Genomic DNA, 17715 nt, shown 5'->3' with positions numbered 1-17715 from the left:
ACGAAAGGAGTATCGCCATGGCGACTGTCGACGAGAAGCTTGAACCCATCCTTGCCCAGGTGCTGCAGCGCAACCCGGCGGAACCGGAATTCCACCAGGCGGTGCGCGAAGTGCTGGAAAGCCTGGGCCAGGTCGTCTCCAAGCATCCCGGCTATCTGACGGACGCGCTGATCGAGCGCATCTGCGAGCCGGAGCGCCAGATCATCTTCCGCGTGCCGTGGATCGACGACAGGGGCCAGGTGCAGATCAACCGCGGTTTTCGCGTGCAGTTCAACTCGGCGCTGGGTCCCTATAAGGGCGGCCTCCGCTTCCACCCCTCCGTCAATCTCGGCATCATCAAGTTCCTCGGCTTCGAGCAGATCTTCAAGAACGCGCTGACGGGCCTGCCGATCGGCGGCGGTAAGGGCGGCTCGGACTTCGACCCCAAGGGCAAGTCCGACCTCGAGATCATGCGCTTCTGCCAGTCCTTCATGACAGAGCTGCACCGCCATCTCGGCGAGCATACGGACGTGCCGGCTGGCGATATCGGCGTCAGCGGCCGCGAGATCGGCTGGATGTTCGGCCAGTACAAGCGCCTCACCAACCGGTTCGAAGCCGGCGTCTTCACCGGCAAGGGCCTCAGCTATGGCGGCTCGCTGGTGCGCAAGGAAGCGACTGGCTACGGCGCGGTCTACTTCACCCAGGCCATGCTCTCCACCAAGGGCACCGACTTCTCCGGCAAGCGGGTCACCGTCTCCGGCTCGGGCAATGTCGCGATCTACGCCATGGAACAGGCCATTGCCTATGGCGCCAAGGTCGTCGCCTGCTCGGACAGCAGCGGCTACATCGTCGACGAGGAAGGCATCGACCTCGATCTCGTCAAGGACATCAAGGAAGTGCGCCGCGAGCGCATGGTGGAATATGGCCGCGTCAAGAAGGGCTCGCATTTCATTCCGACCGGCAAGGGCTCGATCTGGGACGTACCCTGCGAGGTCGCGCTGCCCTGCGCCACGCAGAACGAGCTGTCCGGCAAGGATGCCCGCGCGCTGATCAAGAACGGCGTCATCGCCGTCGCCGAAGGCGCCAACATGCCCTCGACCCCGGAAGCCGTGCGCGCCTTCCAGGAATCGGGCGTGCTCTTCGGCCCCGGCAAGGCGGCCAATGCCGGCGGCGTCGCCACCTCGGCGCTGGAAATGCAGCAGAACGCCAGCCGCGACAGCTGGAGCTTCGAGACCGCGCGCGCGCGTCTCGGCCAGATTATGGAAGGCATCCATAACCGCTGCGCGGCGACAGCCGAGGAATATGGCGCCAAGGGCAACTACGTGCTCGGCGCCAACATCGCAGGCTTTACCCGCGTGGCCGAAGCGATGCGCGCCCAGGGTGTCATCTGATCGCCCTGAGCGTTTTCGCGTTTCTCCGAATCGCGAAAACGCTTCGGCTCTTTGTACCGCCGCATTCCCGGCCTCATGCAGCCGACGGCCCCGGACCCGGTCCGGGGCCGTTTTCGTTGGCGGCGACGAAGGCGCGTCCCTCAAGCCCGCCTGCAATCAGCCGGAATGCCGGCCGGGCGCCGCGCGCCAGATCGGGTATCTCCGCGGCGGCCGGCTGGTAGTGTACCTTTTCCAGCATCAGCCAGTCGTGCCGTCCCTCCGGCCGGTCGAAATGGATCGTCTCGCCCTCGCGCAGCCCGAGGAGGGCAAGGCCGTAGAAGGTGGTGACGGGCAGGAAGGCGCTGCCCGGCGCATAGATGCGCGGCAGGCAGAGCGTGCGGCTGTCGGTCAGCCCGCTGGCGCAGCGGAAGGTGATGCGCGCGTCGACCGTCGCAAGCCCCGCCGGCAGCGGGATATCGCGGGGCAGGCGCCCCAGCGAAAGCTTGCGCTTCAGCAGCCTTTGCCATTCGTCCGTCAGCGGCGGCCGGTCGTGCAGCAGCTTTTCCAGCACATAGCCGTCCCGCGCCGTGAGCAATCCGGGTTCCCGTCCCATCGTCATTCTCCATCCTTCCCGCGTATCAAGCGGGGTGTCCTCTTTCATGGTGGAGACGCCCCCTGGCCGCGCATGCGGCGCAGGGGGTCACGATCCTGCGACGAGGCAACCTCCGATGCGCCCGGACTGGGAAAAGGACAGGAACTTCATGGCGAAGGGCCTCAGGAGGCGCGGGCCGTGTCCGGCGCGCCGGCATGGACGGCGATGACATTGAGGCGGCGCACGCGCCCGTCCCGGGCGGCCCATTCGATGGACTGGCCGGCGGAAAGGCCCAGAAGCGCGGCGCCGACCGGCGTCAGCACGGAGATGCGCTGGCGCGAAATGTCGGCATCCTTCGGGAAGACGAGCTCGGCGGTCTGCGGCGCCTCGTCGTCGATCTGGAATTCGGCGGTGGAGCCGATGCGCATCACGCCCGGCGCCATGCGGGCGTCGTCGACGATCTTCGCCCGGTCGAGCTCGACGGCAAGCTGCTCGGCGGCGTGCGGATCGCGCTCGGCCAGCATGTCGGCGAGGTTGGAAAGACGCGCGTGCTCGGAACGGGCGATGGTGATGGAGGGCCGGCGGCCCTTGGTCTTGGTGGCGGTCATGGTGGCCTCGCACGGGTCCATGCGGCCCGGAGGGCTCGCAGGAATGAAGAAAACTGAGAAATGATGTCGCGCAATTTTGGCGCGGTTCTCGAAAATCACGGAACCGCTATCGCCCCGCGGCCGGGGCGCGACGCGACCAAGCCGAGGGGCTAGTATCCTGCGAGAGGAAACAACCGTTTCAGGAATCGGGCAAGGTCGTGCGTCGTCATCATGCCCTTATGATGGGGTTAGGGCAGGGGCAAGTCAAGCGCCGCCCCTGCGACGCCCTGCCGGTTTGACAGAAGCCAGCTATGGGCGAAAGATCGCCGCCAATCCCCCCGAAAGAAAGGCAGAGCATGATCGAGGACCTTTTCGTCAGGAACAGAGCGTGGTCTGCCGAGCGCAAGGTGGAGCGGGCCGACTATTTCGACCGTCTCTCGAAGTTGCAGCAGCCGGAATATCTCTGGATCGGCTGTTCCGACAGCCGCGTGCCGGCCAATGTGATCGCCGGGCTGGAGCCGGGCGAGGTCTTCGTGCATCGCAATGTCGCCAACCTCATCCATCCCGCCGACCTCAACATGCTGTCGGTGGTCGAATATGCCGTGCACCAGCTCGGCGTGAAGCACATCATCATCTGCGGGCACTATGGCTGCGGCGGCATCCGCGCGGCGGTCAGCGGCGAGCGTTTCGGGCTGATCGACCATTGGCTCCAGCCGGTGCGCGACGTGGCGGACCGGCGCTTCGAATGCCGGGAATGCGGGGGCTGGAGCGATGCCGACCTCGACCGGCTCTGCGAGGTCTCGGTCGCCGCGCAGGTCGAGCGCCTCGCCCGCACGCCGACCCTCCAGGCGGCATGGCAGGCCGGGCGGGACGTGTCCATCCACGGCTGGGTCTACGGCCTGAAGGACGGGCTGCTTTCCGATCTTCAGTGTACGGTGCGCGGCGGAAAGGGCGGTTAGCCATGTTCCTGCACATCAAGCGCGTCTATGACGAGCCAGGCCCCGACGACGGCGAGCGCATCCTGGTCGACCGGCTCTGGCCGCGCGGCATTTCCAGGGAGAAAGCGGCGTTCGACGAGTGGATGAAGGACGTGGCGCCGACACCTGCCTTGCGCAAATGGTTCGACCACAGGCCGGAGCGCTGGGCCGAATTCCGGAAGCGCTACCGCGAGGAGCTTGCCGATAATCCGGCGGTGGCAGCCCTGCGCGAACATGTCGCAGCCGGCCCCGTCACGCTTCTCTACGGCTCGCGCAACCGCGAATTCAACCACGCGGCCGTGCTTGCCGACTTCCTGAGGGAAAATCCGTGACGCTCGCGTTTGACTGCAACGTTCTTGCAGTCAAACGGCAATAAAATTCATTTGTCAGGGATCGGCATCGCCGCCATTTTTCTCCTTCAACAGGAGGAGCAGCAGCGATGTCCGAGCGAACGGCAATCGAAGTTCAACCGGAAACCGTTGCCGCGGCGCATGGCGTGGCGAGCGATACCGCCTTCGGCGCGATCGCGCCGCCGCTCTATCTTTCCAGCACCTACCAGTTCGCCGATTTCGACACGCCGCGCGCCTATGACTACGGCCGCGTCGGCAACCCGACGCGCGACCTCCTGGCCGAGGCGATCGCGAAGCTGGAAGGCGGGGCAGGCGCAGTGCTGACGCCGAGCGGCATGGCCGCCGTCGACCTTCTCCTCGGCCGGCTTCCCGTCGGCAGCCTCGTCCTTGCGCCGCACGATTGCTATGGCGGCACGATGCGGCTCCTGAAGGCGCGCGCCGAGCTCGGCCAGATCCGGCTGCGGCTGGTCGACCAGTCGGACATGGAAGCCTTCAAGACGCGGCTCTGGGACCATCCGGCGCTGGTGCTGATCGAGACGCCGAGCAATCCTTTGATGCGCGTCGTGGATATCGCGGCCCTTTCCGCCTTCGCCAAGGCGGCGGGCGCGCGCGTCGCCGTCGACAACACCTTCCTGTCGTCGGCCCTACAGAAGCCGCTGTCGCTCGGCGCGGATTATGCGTTGCATTCGACGACGAAGTTCCTCAACGGCCATTCCGATGTCATCGCCGGCGCGGTGATCGCCGCGGATGCCGAGGAGGCGCGGGCGCTGCGCCATTGGGCCAATGTCACCGGAGCCATCGCCGCGCCCTTCGATTCCTGGCTGACCCTGCGCGGCCTTCGCACGCTTTTCGCCCGCATGGCGGGGCAGGAGAGGAACGCGATGGCGATCGCCGAACGGCTCGTCGCCCACCCCGCCGTCGCTCGCGTGCACTATCCCGGCCTTGCCGATCATCCCGATCACGACCTTGCCGCAAGACAGCAGCAGGGTTTCGGTGCCATGATGAGCTTCGAGCTTGCCGGCGGCGAGCCGGCGGTGCGGCGCTTCGTGCGGGCGGTCCGGGTCTTCACGCTCGCCGAATCGCTCGGTGGGGTCGAAAGCCTCGTGGCGCATCCGGCGACCATGACCCATGTCGACATGGGCGCCGACGCCCGCGCCCGGGCCGGTATAGGCGACGGGCTGCTCCGGCTTTCCGTCGGGCTCGAACATGTCGATGATCTTCTGGCCGGGCTCGAGGCGGGCCTTTCGGCCTGCTGAGGAGAGACGCGATGGCCGACGACGATACGCCCGGCAGCTTTGCATCCCCGGCCTGTTTCCTGCACGAGGTCGAGCCGGCCTATTCCGGCCTGCCGGGACCGCTCGACCTGCAGGCCTGGACGGACGTCGACCGCTGGCGCAAGGCCGAGCGGGAACGGCTGATCGCCGCGCGCCTCAAGGTGCCCGCCGAGACGCGGGCCGGCTGGGCAGATGCCATCGCCGCCGGGGTGCTTGCGGAAATCGGCGATGTCGAGGGACGCGTCGTCAGCGCCTACTGGCCGTTTCGCGGCGAGCCGGATCTTCGCCCCTTCCTGGAGGCGGTCGCCCGCCGCGGCGGGCGCACCGCCCTGCCTGTCGTGGTCGAAAAGGGCCGGCCTCTGGCGTTCCATCTCTGGCAGGCCGGCGAGGCTTTGGCACGCGGCGTCTGGAACATTCCGGTCCCGGCGGAGCAGCGGCCCTGCATGCCGGATGTCGTGATCGCCCCCGTGGTCGGCTACGATCCCGCCTGCTACCGGCTCGGCTATGGCGGCGGCTTCTTCGACCGCACGCTCGCTTCCCTTTCGGCCCGCCCGCGCGTCATCGGCGTCGGCTACGGCGCAGCGCGGGTCCCGACGATCTATCCGCAGATGCACGACATCCCGATGGACCTGATCGTCACCGAAGCGGGCACCGTCCGCCCTCAGCCGGACGTTTCCACCGTGCGGGCATTGACGTAGAGTGCCCGCCCGGCGAACCAGCCGTTGATCGCCGCGCCGATGCCGAGCAGCACGATGAGCACCGCGCTCCAGCCGAAACTGCCCGTCCAGCCGCGGATGAGGCCGACGATCAGCGGGCCGATGGCGGCAAGCAGGTAGCCGACGCATTGCGCCATGCCGGAAAGATGCGCCGCCATGTGCGGATCGCGCGTGCGCAGCACGATGACGGTCATCGCCACCGCGATCAGCCCGCCCTGGCCGATGCCCTGCAGCACGGCCCAGAACCAGACGGTGGAGAGCGGCGCGAAGAGCAGGCCGAGAAGCGCGACGACCGCGAAGCCGCAGAGCGTGACGTTGATCAGCCGCTGGTCCTTGCCGCGCACGGCAAGATGCGGCGCTACGAGGCAGGCGGCCGCCTGCACCATGACGGAGACGGAGACGATGGCCCCGGCGGTCACGCCGTCCAGCCCCCGTTCGCGCAGGATCGGCACCAGCCAGCCGAAGACGCAATAGGCGAGCGCCGATTGCAGGCCCATGAAGAGCGTGACGTGCCAGGCGAGCCGGTCGCGCCACAGGCCCTCCACGCGAAAGCCGGTGCGCTTGACCTGTCGGCGGCTGGCAAGGACCTGCGGCAGCCAGAGCAGCGCCACCAGCAGCGCCGGCAGCGCCCAGATCGCCAGCGCCCCGTCGAGCGAGCCGCCGAGCGCGTGTTCGACGGGCAGCGTCAGGCCGGCCGCGCTTGCCGCGCCCGCGCAGAGCGCCATCGTGTAGCAGCCGGTCATCAGCGCCGCCCGGTCCGGGAAGTCGCGCTTGACGAGGCCGGGCAGCAGCACGTTGCCGACGGCGATGCAGCCGCCGGCCAGCGCCGTGCCGAGAAAGAGCAGCGGAATGGAGGAAAGGCCGCGCAGCGCCGTGCCGAGCGCGAGAATGAGAACGACGCCGAGCAGGGTGCGCTCGGTGCCGTAGCGCTGGGCAAGGCGCGGGGCGAGCGGCGAGAACAGGCCGAGGCAGACGACGGGCAGCGTCGTCAGCAGACTGGCGCCGGTCGGCGAAAGGCCGAGCACGTCGCGGATCTCCGGCAGCAGCGCCGAGGCGCTGGAAAAGACCGGGCGCAGGTTGAAGGCGATCAGCACGAGGCTGGCGCCGAGCAGGACGCGCGCCGCCGTGCCCGGCGGGCGATGCGGTTCCGGTGCGGGCACGCTGTCGGCTTCGGCGTCGATCAGGTCGATGGAGCCGGGATCGTCGGGAAGGGGATGGGTCATGAAAGCAGCAACCGGTCGAGAGCGGAAAGGACGGGGGCCATGAAGCGGCGCACGGCGGCATCCGCCGCGTCGGGATCGCCGCTTTCGATGGCGTCGACGATGGCGGCATGCGCCGCCATGTCGGGTTCGGGCAGGTCTTCGCCAAGGCTCGCCTCGATGGTTTCGGCGAGCAGCGTGGAGAAGAAGTCGTACATGCCGATCAGCACCGCATTCTGCGAGGCGGCGATCACGGCCTGGTGGAAGGCGAGGTCGCGGGCGATGAAGGCTGCCCTGTCGCCGCCGTCGGAATTGCCGCGCGCGGCAAGGAGGGTGCGCAGGCGAGCGACGACGGCCGGCGTGCGGCGAAGGGCGGCAAGCCGCGCGGCCTCCGCATCGAGCGCCAGCCGCGCCTCGAACTGGTCGCGAAGTCCGGCATGGCGCGCCATGGCGAGCGGGCGCGTCGTGTCGGCGGCGGACAGCACATAGGTGCCGGAGCCCTGCCGCGTCTCCAGAATGCCTTGCGAAACGAGGACGCGCACCGCCTCGCGCACGGTGCTGCGGCTGACGGAGAGCATCGCCGAAAGCGTCGCCTCGTTCGGCAGCTTGTCGCCGACGGCCCAGCGGCTGCCGAGGATTTCGGCACGGATCGCCTCGGCCGCCGTGTCGGCGAGATTGGTCTTGCTGAGGGATTGCATGGATAATCACCAAGTCATCAGATGACTTGGTGATTATCGCCATTGTGCGGAAAGGTCAAAGCCATTCTTCCGTTTCCGAAGTTTCCTTCTCCCCGGCAGGGTGTGGCAATGGTTTCCTTTCCATGGACGCTGAGCTGCCGCCTATGGGATTCGGCGTTGCCGATTTCCCTTCTCCCCGCGGGGAGAAGGTGGCCCGAAGGGTCGGATGAGGGGGGCATCTCGAATGAAACCGTTGATTTTTTCCTGCCTTCGGCATCCCCCTCATCCGCCTGCCGGCACCTTCTCCCCGCGGGGGAGAAGGGAAGTGCAGCAACGTCGGACTCCATACGCGATAGCTCCGGACGTGCAGGAGAAGCGGCGCCGGATTTATTTTCCGGCCGGCCGCATCGGCCGTTACTGTTTGCGCGGCCAGGTGTCGGCGAGGCGGTAGCCGGCCGGCCACGGATCGTCGGGATCGAGCATCACCTGGCTGGTGCCGGTGATCCAGGCGCGGCCGGAGATTTCCGGCACGATGGCCGGCCGGCCGCCGACGGTGGTCTCGCCGACGATGCGGCAGTCGAAGCGCGAATCGATGATCGAGTAGCCGGAGAAGGGTTGTCCGACCTTGATCTGGCCGCGGGCGTGCAGCACGGCCATGCGGGCCGAGCAGCCGGTGCCGGTGGGCGAGCGGTCGAGCTTGGCCGGCTGGATGACCACCGTGTTGCGGCCGTGCAGCGCGCCGTCGCGCTCCTCCACCGGCAGCGTGAGCTGGCAGAAGGAGATGTGGTTCCATTCCGGGTTTTCCGGATGGGTGAAGCCGAGCTGCTCGTTGGCGGCCTTGGTGATGCGGATGCCGGTCTCGGCCAGTTCCCGCGCCTCGTCCGGCGTCACGGCGAAACCGAGCGCGCGCGCATCGGCGAAGACGAAGCTGTCGCCGCCATAGGCGGTATCGACGGTGAGCGTGCCGAGGCCTTCGACCTCCAGCTTCGCATCCAGCTTGTCGGCGAAGGAGGGCACGTTCGTGACGGTGATGCGCTCGGCCTTGCCGTTGCGGCAGGCGGCGACGACATTGACGAGCCCGCCCGGCGCTTCCAGTACCATATGGGTCTCCGGCTCGACCATCGGCACGATGCCGCTGTCGAGCAGCACGGTGGAAACGCAGATCGAGTTGGAACCGGACATCGGCGGCGTGTCCTCCGGCTCCATGATGATGAACCCCATCGTGGCGCGCGGGTCCTTCGGCGGCACGAGGAGGTTGATGTGGCGGAAGACGCCGCCGCGCGGCTCGTTCAGCACGAAGTTGCGCAGGGTCTTGTCCTCGGCGATGAACTTGCGCTGCTCCCACAGCGTCTTGCCGGGCGGCGGGGCGACTCCGCCGACGATGACGTCGCCCACCTCGCCCTCGGCGTGGCAGGAAACGATGTGGATGACCTTGCTGCTGCGCATGGCATTCTCTCCGGTTCGTGGCTGTTCGGCGCCGGGAAGGTGTCCTGCGGCGCGTTCGCTCTTTCATAGAAAAATTGGATCCAATATACAATGCGTTTCCTGCCGGCTGCGGAACAAGGCCGTTCGGTTGCTCCGTTTCCGGTTTCGACCTATGACCGTAACCTCAATTCACCGGGGTGGGACGTGATGAAATTTTCTGCCGTCGATGTCCGGCAGGCCGCTTCGGCCGCCGACATCGTCTACGAGGCCCTGCGCAGGGCGATCATCGAGGGGGAGATTGCCGAGGGCGAGAGCCTGCGCCAGGAAGAGATCGCGCAGATGTTCAACACCAGCCGCATTCCCGTGCGCGAGGCACTGTCCCGGCTGGAGCAGCACGGCCTCATCACCACCCAGCGCTACAAGGGCGCCGTCGTCGCCGGCCTTTCCATCGAGGAGATCGCCGAGATCTTCGAGTTCCGCGCGCTGATCGAGGCCGAGGTCATGCGCGTCGCCGTGCCCAATCTCAACCGGGAAACGCTGGAGAGGGCGCAGCGCTATTGCAGCGAGTTCGACCGGGAGACGGACCCACACCGCTGGGGCGAGATCAACCGGCTTTTCCACTATACGCTCTATGAGGCTTCGCACCGCCCCTATTATCTCCAGAACGTGCGTTCCTCGCTCGACCGCATCGACCGTTACCTGCGCGCCCAGCTCACCTTCACCAACGGCGTGCCGCGGGCCGGCCGCGAGCACGAGGCGATCCTCGCCGCCTGCCGGAAGGGCGACGCCGATCTCGCCTCGCGCCTGACGCGCGACCACATCCTCGATGCCGGAAGGTCGCTGATGACCTTCCTGCGCGAGCAGCGTGGCTGATTAACGTCTCGTTTACCAGGTTGGCGAAAGATCGTGGAGAGGGGCGCCCTTCGACGCCCCTTTTGCCGTCCGTTAGCCGGTGGCGTGCTATTTCGGGACAGATCCTTCCGGAGACCGTCCCATGTTCGTTCGCAGCCTCGTCCTTCTCGTCGGTTCGGCCATCGCCGCCGCTACCTTCGTGCCCGGTCTTGCGACCCGCTATCTGGACCAGAGCGCGACCGCTTCGCCGGCGCAGGTCGAAAAGGCATCCGTGCCGGCGGCCGACGCGGCGCGCTACACCGGCAACCGCAGCGCGGTGATCGGCGCCGATGCGAACGGCCATTTCACCGGCCTCTTCTCCATCAACGGCCGCAAGGAAGAGGGCATGATCGATACGGGCGCCAGCATGGTCGCCCTCAATGTCTCGACGGCCCAGCGCATCGGCATCGACAAGGCGAACCTCGATTTCCGCTATGCCGTGGAGACCGCGAACGGCAAGGCGCGCGCAGCCTATGTCCGGCTCGACCGGATCGAGATCGGCCCGGTGAGGATCGAGAATGTCGGCGCGATGGTGCTGGACGACAAGGCGCTCTCCGGCACGCTGATCGGCATGAGCTTCCTGAAGGGTCTCGCCTCCTACAAGGTCGAGGACGGCCGTCTGCATCTCACGCGCTGATGCGCGCGCGTATTTCGGACAATGCCGCCGGGGCGTCCGGCGTGATCCGGTAGAGGCCGGCGAGCCGTTCGGCGGCCCGGGCCGCATCGGCCTCGCTTGCCGCATGCACCCGGCCGATCTCCTCGCCCTTTTCCACCTTCGTTCCGAGCGGGCGCAGCCGGTCGAAGCCGACGCGGTGGTCGACCGCATCGTCCGGCCGGCTGCGCCCGCCGCCGAGTTCGATGACGGCAACGCCGAGGCCGCGCGTATCGCAGGCGGAAAGATAGCCGGCTTGCGCAGCGACGACCGGCCGGACGACCGGGGCCGATGCCAGATGGGCACCCGGCCTTTTCAGAATATCGGCCGGCCCGCCCAGCGCATGCACCATGCGGGCGAAGGTTTCCGCCGCCGCGCCGCTCGCGAGCGCTCCGGCCACCTTGCTCCCGGCGGCGGCAAGGTCCGTCTCCAGTCCCGAGAGCACCAGCATCTCCGCGGCGAAGGCGAGGACGACGCGCTCCAGCCGCGTACCGGCCTTCTCGCCCTTGAGGAAGGCGATGCAATTGGCGATCTCCACCGCATTGCCGGCGGCGTCCGCCAGCGGCTGGTTCATGTCGGTGATGAGCGCGGCGGTCCTGACGCCGGCGCCGTTCGCCACCTCGACCAGCGAGCGGGCCAGCGTCTCGGCCTCCGCCGCATCCGTCATGAAGGCGCCGTTGCCGACCTTGACGTCGAGAACCAGCGACTGCAGGCCTGCGGCGAGCTTCTTGGAGAGGATGGAGGCGGTGATGAGCGGCACGGAATCGACCGTCGCCGTCACGTCGCGGATGGCATAGATGCGCTTGTCGGCCGGCGCAAGCGCCGCCGTCTGGCCGATGATCGCGCAGCCGACATCCTTCACCGTGCGGCGGAAGAGGTCGGCGGCCGGCATGATCGCATAGCCGGGAATCGATTCCAGCTTGTCGAGCGTGCCGCCGGTATGGCCGAGACCACGGCCGGAGATCATCGGCACGGCAAGGCCGCAGGCCGCCGCGATGGGGGCCAGCATCAGCGAGACATTGTCGCCGACGCCGCCAGTGGAGTGTTTGTCGGCGATCGGCCGGTCGATGCCGGACCAGTCGAGCACGTCGCCCGAATCGCGCATGGCGAGCGTCAGTGCGACGGTCTCCTCGCGCGCCATGCCCTTGAACCAGACCGCCATGGCGAAGGCCGCCACCTGCCCCTCGGAGACGCTGCCGTCCGTGATGCCGGCGACGAAGCGGGCGATCTCCGCGCGGGAGAGCGGCTCGCCGTTGCGCTTGCGGCGGATCGTCTCCTGCGGCAGCATCTCAGTAGCCCGCGCGCGCCACGGACGCGGGCTTGCCGCCGAGTACGGCGAGAATATCGTCGAGGAGGCCGGATGCGCCGAAGCGGAAGGTCTTCGGCGTCGCCCAGCCTTCGCCAAGGATCGTGGCGGCGAGCGCGAGATAGTCGCCCGCATCCGCCACGGTGCGCACGCCGCCCGCCGGCTTGAAGCCGACAGGCTTGCCGCTCGACTTGATGGCATTCAGCATGATCGCGGCGGCCTGTAGCGTGGCATTGACGGCGGCCTTGCCGGTGGAGGTCTTGATGAAGTCGCTGCCGGCTTCAATGGCAAGGTCGGAGGCCTCGCGGATCAGGGCCGGGTCCTTGAGCTCGCCGGTCTCCAGGATGGTCTTGAGAAGAACGGGCGGCGGGCAGGCGGCTCGCACGGCCGTCACCATTTCCGTCACGGCCTCTTCGTCGCCGGTGATGAACGCGCGATAGGGAATGACGAGGTCGATCTCGTCGGCGCCATCGGCGATCGCCTGCCGCGTCTCGGCGACGACCGCGGCGACCGGCAGGTCGCCGGAGGGGAAGTTGACGACGGTCGCGATCTTCACCGCATGGCCGGCGCCGAGGATGCCGCGCGCCTTGGCCACGAAGCGCGGCCAGATGCAGATGGCGGCAACCGTGCCGAACGGCGTCTGCGCCTTGTCGCACAGCGTCTCGATGGCGGCTTCGTCGCAGGTGTCGCTCAGGTCGGTCAGGTCGAGCAGCGAAAGGGCTGCCTTCGCCGTATCCTCATGCATGGTCTTCGTCTCCGCCCGCGATCATCCCGGCGAGGATGGCGGCAAGCCGCTTTCCGCCGATCGGGGCCATGTCCTTCGTTTCGTGATGGCTGAGCTCGGCGCCCGTCATGCCGGCGCCGAAATTGGTGATGACCGAGGCGGCCGCGACCCTGAGGCCGATATGCCGAGCGATCAGCACTTCCGGCACGGTCGACATGCCGACGGCATCCGCGCCGAGGACGCGCGCCATCCGAATCTCCGCCGGCGTCTCGAAGCTCGGGCCCGAGAACCACATGTAGACACCGCTCGAAAGCGGGATGTCGAGCTTCGCCGCGGTCGCCTCCATGCGCGCGGCAAGGTCCGCGTCATAGGCGTTCGTCATGCCGACGAAGCGGTCGTCGCTCTCGATGCCGATCAGCGGGTTGGTGCCGGAGAAATTGATGTGGTCGGCAATGCGCATCACCGAGCCGGGCGGCATGTCCTCGCGCAGCGAGCCGGCCGAATTGGTGAGGATCAGCGATGTGACGCCGAGCCCCTTGAGTACTTCGATGGGCGTGCGCATGGCATTGGCATCGCCCCGCTCGTAATAGTGCACCCGGCCGGACAGCATGACGACCGGCACCGCGCCGAGAAAGCCGATGACCATTTCGCCGGCATGGCCCGAGACGCTGCTCTGCGGAAAGCTCGGCAGGTCGGAATAGGGGATGCGCAACGGGTCGCGCACGGCCTCCACCAGCGCGCCGAGGCCCGAGCCGAGCACGATGCCGTAGCGCGGCGCGACGCCGCCGAGGCGGGAGATCAGGAGGTCGGTGGTTGCCGCGCTCATCCGATCGTGTCCGTCGCAAAGCCGTGCGGCAGCAGGTCTTCCATGGTCATGGTCTTCTTCACGCCGGTCTCGTCGCAGAGATAGATCGGCGTCTTCGCCGCGGCGAATTCCGCGATCTTCTGCCGGCAGCCGCCGCAGGGCGGGCAGAGCGGCAGCTTTTCCGCGATGACGGCCATCTCGACGATCGTCTTCGCCCCGCCCATGATCATCTGGCTGATCGCGGTCGGCTCGGCGCACCAGCCCTGCGGGAAGGAGATGTTCTCGATATTGGCGCCGGCATAGATCTTGCCGTCCTCGGCGCGGATCGCCGCGCCGACCGGGAACTTGGAATAGGGCGCATAGGCGAGGCGCATGGCCGCGCGCGCCGCCTCGAAGAGGTCGTGGGACATTCTATCGCTCCTTGACGTAGGGCACGCCGCCGGCCTTGGGCGGAATGGCCTTGCCGATGAAGCCCGCAAGCAGGATCACCGTCAGGATATAGGGCAGCGCCTGCATCAATTGCACCGGCACCTTGCCGATCAGCGGGAAGGCGTAGCCCTGGTAGCGGATGGCGAAGGCGTCGAGGAAGCCGAAGAGCAGGCAGGCGAAGAGGATGTTCTTCGGCCGCCACTTGGCGAAGATGAGGGCGGCGAGCGCGATATAGCCCTTGCCCGCCGTCATGCCCTTGGTGAAGCCGGCATTGGCCGCCAGCGACAGGTAGGCGCCGGCAATGCCGCACAGGATGCCGCAGCAGATGACCGCGCGGTAGCGCAGCCAGAGCACCGAGATGCCGGCGGTATCGACCGCGCCCGGATTCTCGCCGACGGCGCGCAGGCGAAGGCCGAAGCGCGTGCGGTAGAGGATCCACCAGCTCACCGGCACCATCAGGAAGGCGAGCCAGGTGAGCGGCGAATGGCCGGAGAGCAGGCCCGAATAGATCGGGCCGAGGACCGGCACGTCGCGGACGGCATCCGCAAACGGCAGCCTGATCGTGCCGAAGCGGCCGCTGTCGGAAAGCGCCGGGGTGCGCCCGCCCTGGCCGAACCAGGCCTGGCCGAGGATGACGGTGGCGCCGGCGACGACGAAGTTGATGGCGACGCCCGAGACGATCTGGCTGCCGCGCTGGGTGATCGAGGCATAGCCGTGCACCAGCGAGAGCAGCACGGAGATGAGGATGGCGGCCGAAAGCCCCATTACCACCGATTGGGTGAGATAGGAGACGGTGCCCGCGGCGAAGGCCGCGCCCAGCATCTTGCCTTCGAGGCCGATGTCGAAGACGCCGGCCCGCTCGGTGAAGAGGCCGGCAAGCGCGGCGAGGATCAGCGGCGTCGAAAGGCGGACGGTCGATTGCGCCAGCTCGATGAAGACCTGAAAGAAATCCATGGCGATCAGGCTCCCTTGGTGGCGGCGACGTCGCGGGTCTTCGGCGAAAGGCCGAGGATGATCCGCGTGATGGCCGGGCGGAACATGTGCTCGAGCGCGCCGGCGAAGAGGATCACGAGGCCCTGGATGATGACGATCATGTCGCGCGAGATGGAGGGCATCTCGAAGGAGATCTCCGCCCCGCCCTGGTAGAGCATGCCGAAGAGGAGGGCGGCGGGAATGATGCCCGCCGGATGCGAGCGGCCCATCAGCGCCACGGCGATGCCGACGAAGCCGGCGCCCTGCACGAAATCGAGCTGCATGCGGAACTGCTCGCCCATGATCGGGTTCAGCGCCATCATGCCGGCAAGGCCGCCGGAGATCATCATGGTGATGATGATGATCCGCGATTCCTTGATGCCGGCATAGCGCGCGGCGGCGGGGCTGTGGCCCATGGTGCGCATCTCGTAGCCGAGCCTGGTGCGCCAGATCAGCACCCAGACGCCGAAGGCGGCGACAAGCGCCAGCAGGAAGGAGATGTTGAACGGCGCGGTGCCGACGGAAAGCCCGAAGATATTCATCAGCCAGTCGAGCTTGGGAAGCTGGCCGCCCGCATCGAAGGTGCGCGTTTCGAGCGACATGGAGCCGAGCGGCTTGAACACCTTGTTGAGCAGGTAGTTCATCAGGCTCGCGGCGATGAAGTTGAACATGATCGTCGTGATGACGATATGGCTGCCGCGCTTGGCCTGCAGCCAGCCGGGGATCAGCGCCCAGAGCGCGCCGAAGAAGGCGGCGCCGGCAATGGCGATGGGGAAGAGCAGATACCAGGGCAGCGTATGGTCGAAGGCAAGGCAGGCCAGCGTCACGCCGATGCCGCCGATATAGGCCTGCCCCTCGCCGCCGATGTTGAAGAGACCGCAATGGAAGGCGACCGCTACGGCAAGTCCGGTGAAGATGAAGGTTGTCGTATAATAGAGCGTGAAGCCGATATATTCGCCGCGGCCGAAAGCGCCGTTGACCATGTGATAGGCCGCCTCCAGCGGGCTTTCGCCGACGATGAGGACGACGAGGCCGGAGATCAGGAAGGCGACGGCGAGGTTGACCAGCGGGATCAGGCCATATTCCGCCCAGGCCGGCAGCTTCGCATAGGGAACACTCATTCGGCGGCCTCCTTCGAGCCTTCCACGCCGGCCATCAGAAGGCCGAGTTCTCCTTCAGAGGCATCGGGCGCGCGCTCGCCGACGACGCGGCCGGCGAACATCACCAGGATGCGGTCGGACAGCGCGCGAATCTCGTCGAGCTCGACGGAGACGAGCAGCACCGCCTTGCCCTGGTCGCGCATTTCGATGATGCGCCTGTGGATGAATTCGATGGCGCCGACATCGACGCCGCGCGTCGGCTGGCCGATGATCAGCACGTCCGGATTGCGTTCCATCTCGCGCGCCAGCACGATCTTCTGCTGGTTGCCGCCGGAGAAATTGGCGGTCTTCAGCCGTGGGTTCGGCGGGCGGATGTCGTAGGCGGCGATCTTCTCCTCCGCCTCGGCGCGGATGGCTTCGATGTCGAGCAGCAGGCCCTTGCGGTATTTCGGATCGTCGTGATAGCCGAGGATGGCGTTCTCGCTCTCGTCGAACTTCAGGACGAGGCCGACATGGTGGCGGTCTTCCGGCACATGGGCGAGGCCCCGCTTGCGCAGCGCCGCCGGGTCCGCATTGCCGGTCACGTCGACGGGGCTGCCATTGAGCAGCACGGTGCCGCCCGTGGCGCGGCGGATGCCGGAGATCGCCTCCAGCAGCTCCGACTGGCCGTTGCCGGCAACGCCCGCGATGCCGACGATCTCGCCGGCGCGGATATCGAAGGAGACGTCGTCGACCATGGTGACGCCGCGGCTGTCGCGCACGGTGAGGTTCTTCACCGAGAGCTTGACGTCGGCGGGCTTGGCCTCGCCCTTCTCGACGCGCAGGAGGACGCGGCGGCCGACCATCAGCTCGGCCAGCTCCTCGACGGAGGTTTCCTTCGTCGTGCGCGTCGCCACCATCTCGCCGCGGCGCATGACGGAGACCTCGTCGGTGATCGCCATGATCTCGCGCAGCTTGTGGGTGATGAGGAGGACGGTCTTTCCCTGCTCCTTCAATTGCTGGAGGATGCGGAAGAGATGGTCGGCCTCGGCCGGCGTGAGCACGCCCGTCGGCTCGTCGAGGATGAGGATGTCGGCCTTGCGGTAGAGGGCTTTCAAAATTTCCACGCGCTGCTGGATGCCGACCGGCAGTTCCTCGATCACGGCGTCGGGATCGACCTCCAGCGCATATTCCTTCTCCAGCCGCTTCAGCTCGGCGCGCGCCTTGGTGATGCCGGCATTGAGGATCTGGCTTTCCTCCGCGCCGAGCATGATGTTCTCCAGCACCGTGAAGTTCTCGACCAGCATGAAGTGCTGGTGCACCATGCCGATGCCGGCCGCGATGGCGGCATTGGGATCGCGGATATCGGCCTTCTGCCCGTCGATCACGATGTCGCCGTGGTCGGCCTGGTAGAAGCCGTAGAGGATCGACATGAGGGTGGATTTGCCGGCGCCGTTTTCGCCGATGATGCCGTGAATGGTGCCCTTGCGGACCTTCAGGTCGATGTTCCGGTTGGCGTGGACGAGGCCGAAGCTCTTGTCGATGCCCTTCAGTTCGATTGCCAGTTCGTTCATGACGATCCACTCTTACGGGGATTCCGGGCCGGCGGCCGTCCGGCCGATCGGTCTTAGTCTTGTTGCTTCCGCAGCGCTTGTCCAGTCCGATTGCGGGGGCCGTCCGGGGCCGCTATAGCTCGTTCGACCGGCCCCGA

Annotated in this window: 19 protein-coding genes; 7 read left to right on the top strand and 12 right to left on the bottom strand. The window is 67.2% G+C overall.

Going from position 1 to position 17715, the window contains the following annotated elements; translation table 11 throughout:
• Nucleotides 1–17 precede the first annotated feature (17 nt).
• Nucleotides 18–1370 carry an NADP-specific glutamate dehydrogenase gene (gdhA, locus tag ACZ1A1_RS18330; RefSeq protein ID WP_463621034.1) on the top strand — a complete coding sequence of 451 codons (1353 nt, stop codon included), beginning with the start codon at nt 18–20 and terminating at the stop codon, nt 1368–1370.
• A gap of 73 nt (nt 1371–1443) precedes the next feature.
• Here gdhA and ACZ1A1_RS18325 read toward each other — a convergent pair whose 3' ends face one another.
• Both ACZ1A1_RS18325 and rnk read right to left on the bottom strand, forming a co-directional pair.
• On the bottom strand, nt 1444–1962 hold the full coding sequence (locus tag ACZ1A1_RS18325; RefSeq protein ID WP_463621033.1) for a hypothetical protein: 519 nt from the start codon (nt 1960–1962) through the stop codon (nt 1444–1446).
• A 161-nt stretch (nt 1963–2123) separates the two neighbouring features.
• Nucleotides 2124–2549 carry a nucleoside diphosphate kinase regulator gene (gene rnk / locus ACZ1A1_RS18320; RefSeq protein WP_313195716.1) on the bottom strand — a complete coding sequence of 142 codons (426 nt, stop codon included), beginning with the start codon at nt 2547–2549 and terminating at the stop codon, nt 2124–2126.
• Between the two features lie 335 nt (nt 2550–2884).
• Between rnk and ACZ1A1_RS18315 the strand changes: the two genes are divergently transcribed.
• The 4 genes from ACZ1A1_RS18315 (at nt 2885) to ACZ1A1_RS18300 (ending at nt 5827) form a co-directional block, all read left to right on the top strand.
• Nucleotides 2885–3487: a carbonic anhydrase gene (locus ACZ1A1_RS18315; RefSeq protein ID WP_463621032.1), complete on the top strand. Its 603-nt coding sequence runs from the start codon at nt 2885–2887 to the stop codon at nt 3485–3487.
• 2 nt (nt 3488–3489) lie between these two features.
• Nucleotides 3490–3837 carry a DUF488 domain-containing protein gene (locus ACZ1A1_RS18310; RefSeq protein ID WP_463621031.1) on the top strand — a complete coding sequence of 116 codons (348 nt, stop codon included), beginning with the start codon at nt 3490–3492 and terminating at the stop codon, nt 3835–3837.
• A 107-nt stretch (nt 3838–3944) separates the two neighbouring features.
• Nucleotides 3945–5111: a cystathionine gamma-synthase gene (gene metB, locus ACZ1A1_RS18305; protein WP_463621030.1), complete on the top strand. Its 1167-nt coding sequence runs from the start codon at nt 3945–3947 to the stop codon at nt 5109–5111.
• 11 nt (nt 5112–5122) lie between these two features.
• Nucleotides 5123–5827 (top strand): 5-formyltetrahydrofolate cyclo-ligase, encoded by a 705-nt coding sequence (locus ACZ1A1_RS18300; protein WP_463621029.1) that lies wholly within the window; start codon nt 5123–5125, stop codon nt 5825–5827.
• Here ACZ1A1_RS18300 and ACZ1A1_RS18295 read toward each other — a convergent pair.
• From ACZ1A1_RS18295 to ACZ1A1_RS18285, 3 genes are all read right to left on the bottom strand, one after another.
• The gene (locus ACZ1A1_RS18295; RefSeq protein ID WP_463621028.1) at nt 5791–7068 is read right to left on the bottom strand and encodes a CynX/NimT family MFS transporter; all 1278 of its coding nucleotides are present in this window, start codon (nt 7066–7068) and stop codon (nt 5791–5793) included. The genes ACZ1A1_RS18300 and ACZ1A1_RS18295 overlap by 37 nt on opposite strands.
• Nucleotides 7065–7742: a FadR/GntR family transcriptional regulator gene (locus ACZ1A1_RS18290; RefSeq protein ID WP_463621027.1), complete on the bottom strand. Its 678-nt coding sequence runs from the start codon at nt 7740–7742 to the stop codon at nt 7065–7067. The genes ACZ1A1_RS18295 and ACZ1A1_RS18290 overlap by 4 nt, the downstream gene beginning before the upstream one ends.
• A 393-nt stretch (nt 7743–8135) precedes the next feature.
• The gene (locus ACZ1A1_RS18285) at nt 8136–9167 is read right to left on the bottom strand and encodes a trans-3-hydroxy-L-proline dehydratase (protein WP_463621026.1); all 1032 of its coding nucleotides are present in this window, start codon (nt 9165–9167) and stop codon (nt 8136–8138) included.
• Nucleotides 9168–9353: 186 nt separating this feature from the next.
• On the opposite strand from ACZ1A1_RS18285, the gene ACZ1A1_RS18280 reads away from it, so the two are divergent.
• Both ACZ1A1_RS18280 and ACZ1A1_RS18275 read left to right on the top strand, forming a co-directional pair.
• Nucleotides 9354–10019, top strand: coding sequence for a GntR family transcriptional regulator (locus tag ACZ1A1_RS18280; RefSeq protein ID WP_463621025.1), 666 nt, complete (start codon nt 9354–9356; stop codon nt 10017–10019).
• 121 nt (nt 10020–10140) lie between these two features.
• A complete protein-coding gene (locus ACZ1A1_RS18275; protein WP_313195725.1) occupies nt 10141–10674 on the top strand; it encodes a TIGR02281 family clan AA aspartic protease in 534 nt (177 codons plus the stop codon).
• Here the strand turns inward: ACZ1A1_RS18275 and deoA are convergent.
• The 7 genes from deoA to ACZ1A1_RS18240 are packed head-to-tail and all read right to left on the bottom strand — an operon-like array spanning nt 10664 to nt 17578.
• Complete coding sequence (gene deoA, locus ACZ1A1_RS18270) at nt 10664–11977, bottom strand: thymidine phosphorylase (RefSeq protein ID WP_463621024.1); 1314 nt, start codon at nt 11975–11977, stop codon at nt 10664–10666. The two genes, ACZ1A1_RS18275 and deoA, sit on opposite strands and share 11 nt — an antisense overlap.
• Before the next feature lies 1 nt (nt 11978).
• Complete coding sequence (deoC, locus tag ACZ1A1_RS18265) at nt 11979–12740, bottom strand: deoxyribose-phosphate aldolase (protein WP_463621023.1); 762 nt, start codon at nt 12738–12740, stop codon at nt 11979–11981.
• On the bottom strand, nt 12733–13545 hold the full coding sequence (locus ACZ1A1_RS18260; RefSeq protein WP_463621022.1) for a purine-nucleoside phosphorylase: 813 nt from the start codon (nt 13543–13545) through the stop codon (nt 12733–12735). Before ACZ1A1_RS18260 ends, deoC begins: the two co-directional genes overlap by 8 nt.
• Nucleotides 13542–13934, bottom strand: a complete 393-nt coding sequence (locus ACZ1A1_RS18255; protein WP_463621021.1) for a cytidine deaminase — start codon at nt 13932–13934, stop codon at nt 13542–13544. Before ACZ1A1_RS18255 ends, ACZ1A1_RS18260 begins: the two co-directional genes overlap by 4 nt.
• A 1-nt stretch (nt 13935) precedes the next feature.
• Nucleotides 13936–14907: an ABC transporter permease gene (locus ACZ1A1_RS18250; protein WP_463621020.1), complete on the bottom strand. Its 972-nt coding sequence runs from the start codon at nt 14905–14907 to the stop codon at nt 13936–13938.
• Nucleotides 14908–14912: 5 nt separating this feature from the next.
• A complete protein-coding gene (locus ACZ1A1_RS18245; protein WP_463621019.1) occupies nt 14913–16046 on the bottom strand; it encodes an ABC transporter permease in 1134 nt (377 codons plus the stop codon).
• A complete protein-coding gene (locus ACZ1A1_RS18240) occupies nt 16043–17578 on the bottom strand; it encodes an ABC transporter ATP-binding protein (RefSeq protein WP_463621018.1) in 1536 nt (511 codons plus the stop codon). The genes ACZ1A1_RS18245 and ACZ1A1_RS18240 overlap by 4 nt, the downstream gene beginning before the upstream one ends.
• Nucleotides 17579–17715 lie beyond the last annotated feature (137 nt).

It is taken from the genome of Shinella sp. R2-11, from assembly GCF_055330205.1.
This window is presented reverse-complemented; position numbering and strand designations above follow the sequence as displayed.

What these genes read in the sequence shown, in the direction of transcription:
- gdhA (WP_463621034.1), top strand. Translation starts at nt 18, where the DNA reads ATGGCGACTGTCGACGAGAAGCTTGAACCCATCCTTGCCCAGGTGCTG.
- ACZ1A1_RS18325 (WP_463621033.1), bottom strand. Translation starts at nt 1,962, where the DNA reads ATGGGACGGGAACCCGGATTGCTCACGGCGCGGGACGGCTATGTGCTG.
- rnk (WP_313195716.1), bottom strand. Translation starts at nt 2,549, where the DNA reads ATGACCGCCACCAAGACCAAGGGCCGCCGGCCCTCCATCACCATCGCC.
- ACZ1A1_RS18315 (WP_463621032.1), top strand. Translation starts at nt 2,885, where the DNA reads ATGATCGAGGACCTTTTCGTCAGGAACAGAGCGTGGTCTGCCGAGCGC.
- ACZ1A1_RS18310 (WP_463621031.1), top strand. Translation starts at nt 3,490, where the DNA reads ATGTTCCTGCACATCAAGCGCGTCTATGACGAGCCAGGCCCCGACGAC.
- metB (WP_463621030.1), top strand. Translation starts at nt 3,945, where the DNA reads ATGTCCGAGCGAACGGCAATCGAAGTTCAACCGGAAACCGTTGCCGCG.
- ACZ1A1_RS18300 (WP_463621029.1), top strand. Translation starts at nt 5,123, where the DNA reads ATGGCCGACGACGATACGCCCGGCAGCTTTGCATCCCCGGCCTGTTTC.
- ACZ1A1_RS18295 (WP_463621028.1), bottom strand. Translation starts at nt 7,068, where the DNA reads ATGACCCATCCCCTTCCCGACGATCCCGGCTCCATCGACCTGATCGAC.
- ACZ1A1_RS18290 (WP_463621027.1), bottom strand. Translation starts at nt 7,742, where the DNA reads ATGCAATCCCTCAGCAAGACCAATCTCGCCGACACGGCGGCCGAGGCG.
- ACZ1A1_RS18285 (WP_463621026.1), bottom strand. Translation starts at nt 9,167, where the DNA reads ATGCGCAGCAGCAAGGTCATCCACATCGTTTCCTGCCACGCCGAGGGC.
- ACZ1A1_RS18280 (WP_463621025.1), top strand. Translation starts at nt 9,354, where the DNA reads ATGAAATTTTCTGCCGTCGATGTCCGGCAGGCCGCTTCGGCCGCCGAC.
- ACZ1A1_RS18275 (WP_313195725.1), top strand. Translation starts at nt 10,141, where the DNA reads ATGTTCGTTCGCAGCCTCGTCCTTCTCGTCGGTTCGGCCATCGCCGCC.
- deoA (WP_463621024.1), bottom strand. Translation starts at nt 11,977, where the DNA reads ATGCTGCCGCAGGAGACGATCCGCCGCAAGCGCAACGGCGAGCCGCTC.
- deoC (WP_463621023.1), bottom strand. Translation starts at nt 12,740, where the DNA reads ATGCATGAGGATACGGCGAAGGCAGCCCTTTCGCTGCTCGACCTGACC.
- ACZ1A1_RS18260 (WP_463621022.1), bottom strand. Translation starts at nt 13,545, where the DNA reads ATGAGCGCGGCAACCACCGACCTCCTGATCTCCCGCCTCGGCGGCGTC.
- ACZ1A1_RS18255 (WP_463621021.1), bottom strand. Translation starts at nt 13,934, where the DNA reads ATGTCCCACGACCTCTTCGAGGCGGCGCGCGCGGCCATGCGCCTCGCC.
- ACZ1A1_RS18250 (WP_463621020.1), bottom strand. Translation starts at nt 14,907, where the DNA reads ATGGATTTCTTTCAGGTCTTCATCGAGCTGGCGCAATCGACCGTCCGC.
- ACZ1A1_RS18245 (WP_463621019.1), bottom strand. Translation starts at nt 16,046, where the DNA reads ATGAGTGTTCCCTATGCGAAGCTGCCGGCCTGGGCGGAATATGGCCTG.
- ACZ1A1_RS18240 (WP_463621018.1), bottom strand. Translation starts at nt 17,578, where the DNA reads ATGAACGAACTGGCAATCGAACTGAAGGGCATCGACAAGAGCTTCGGC.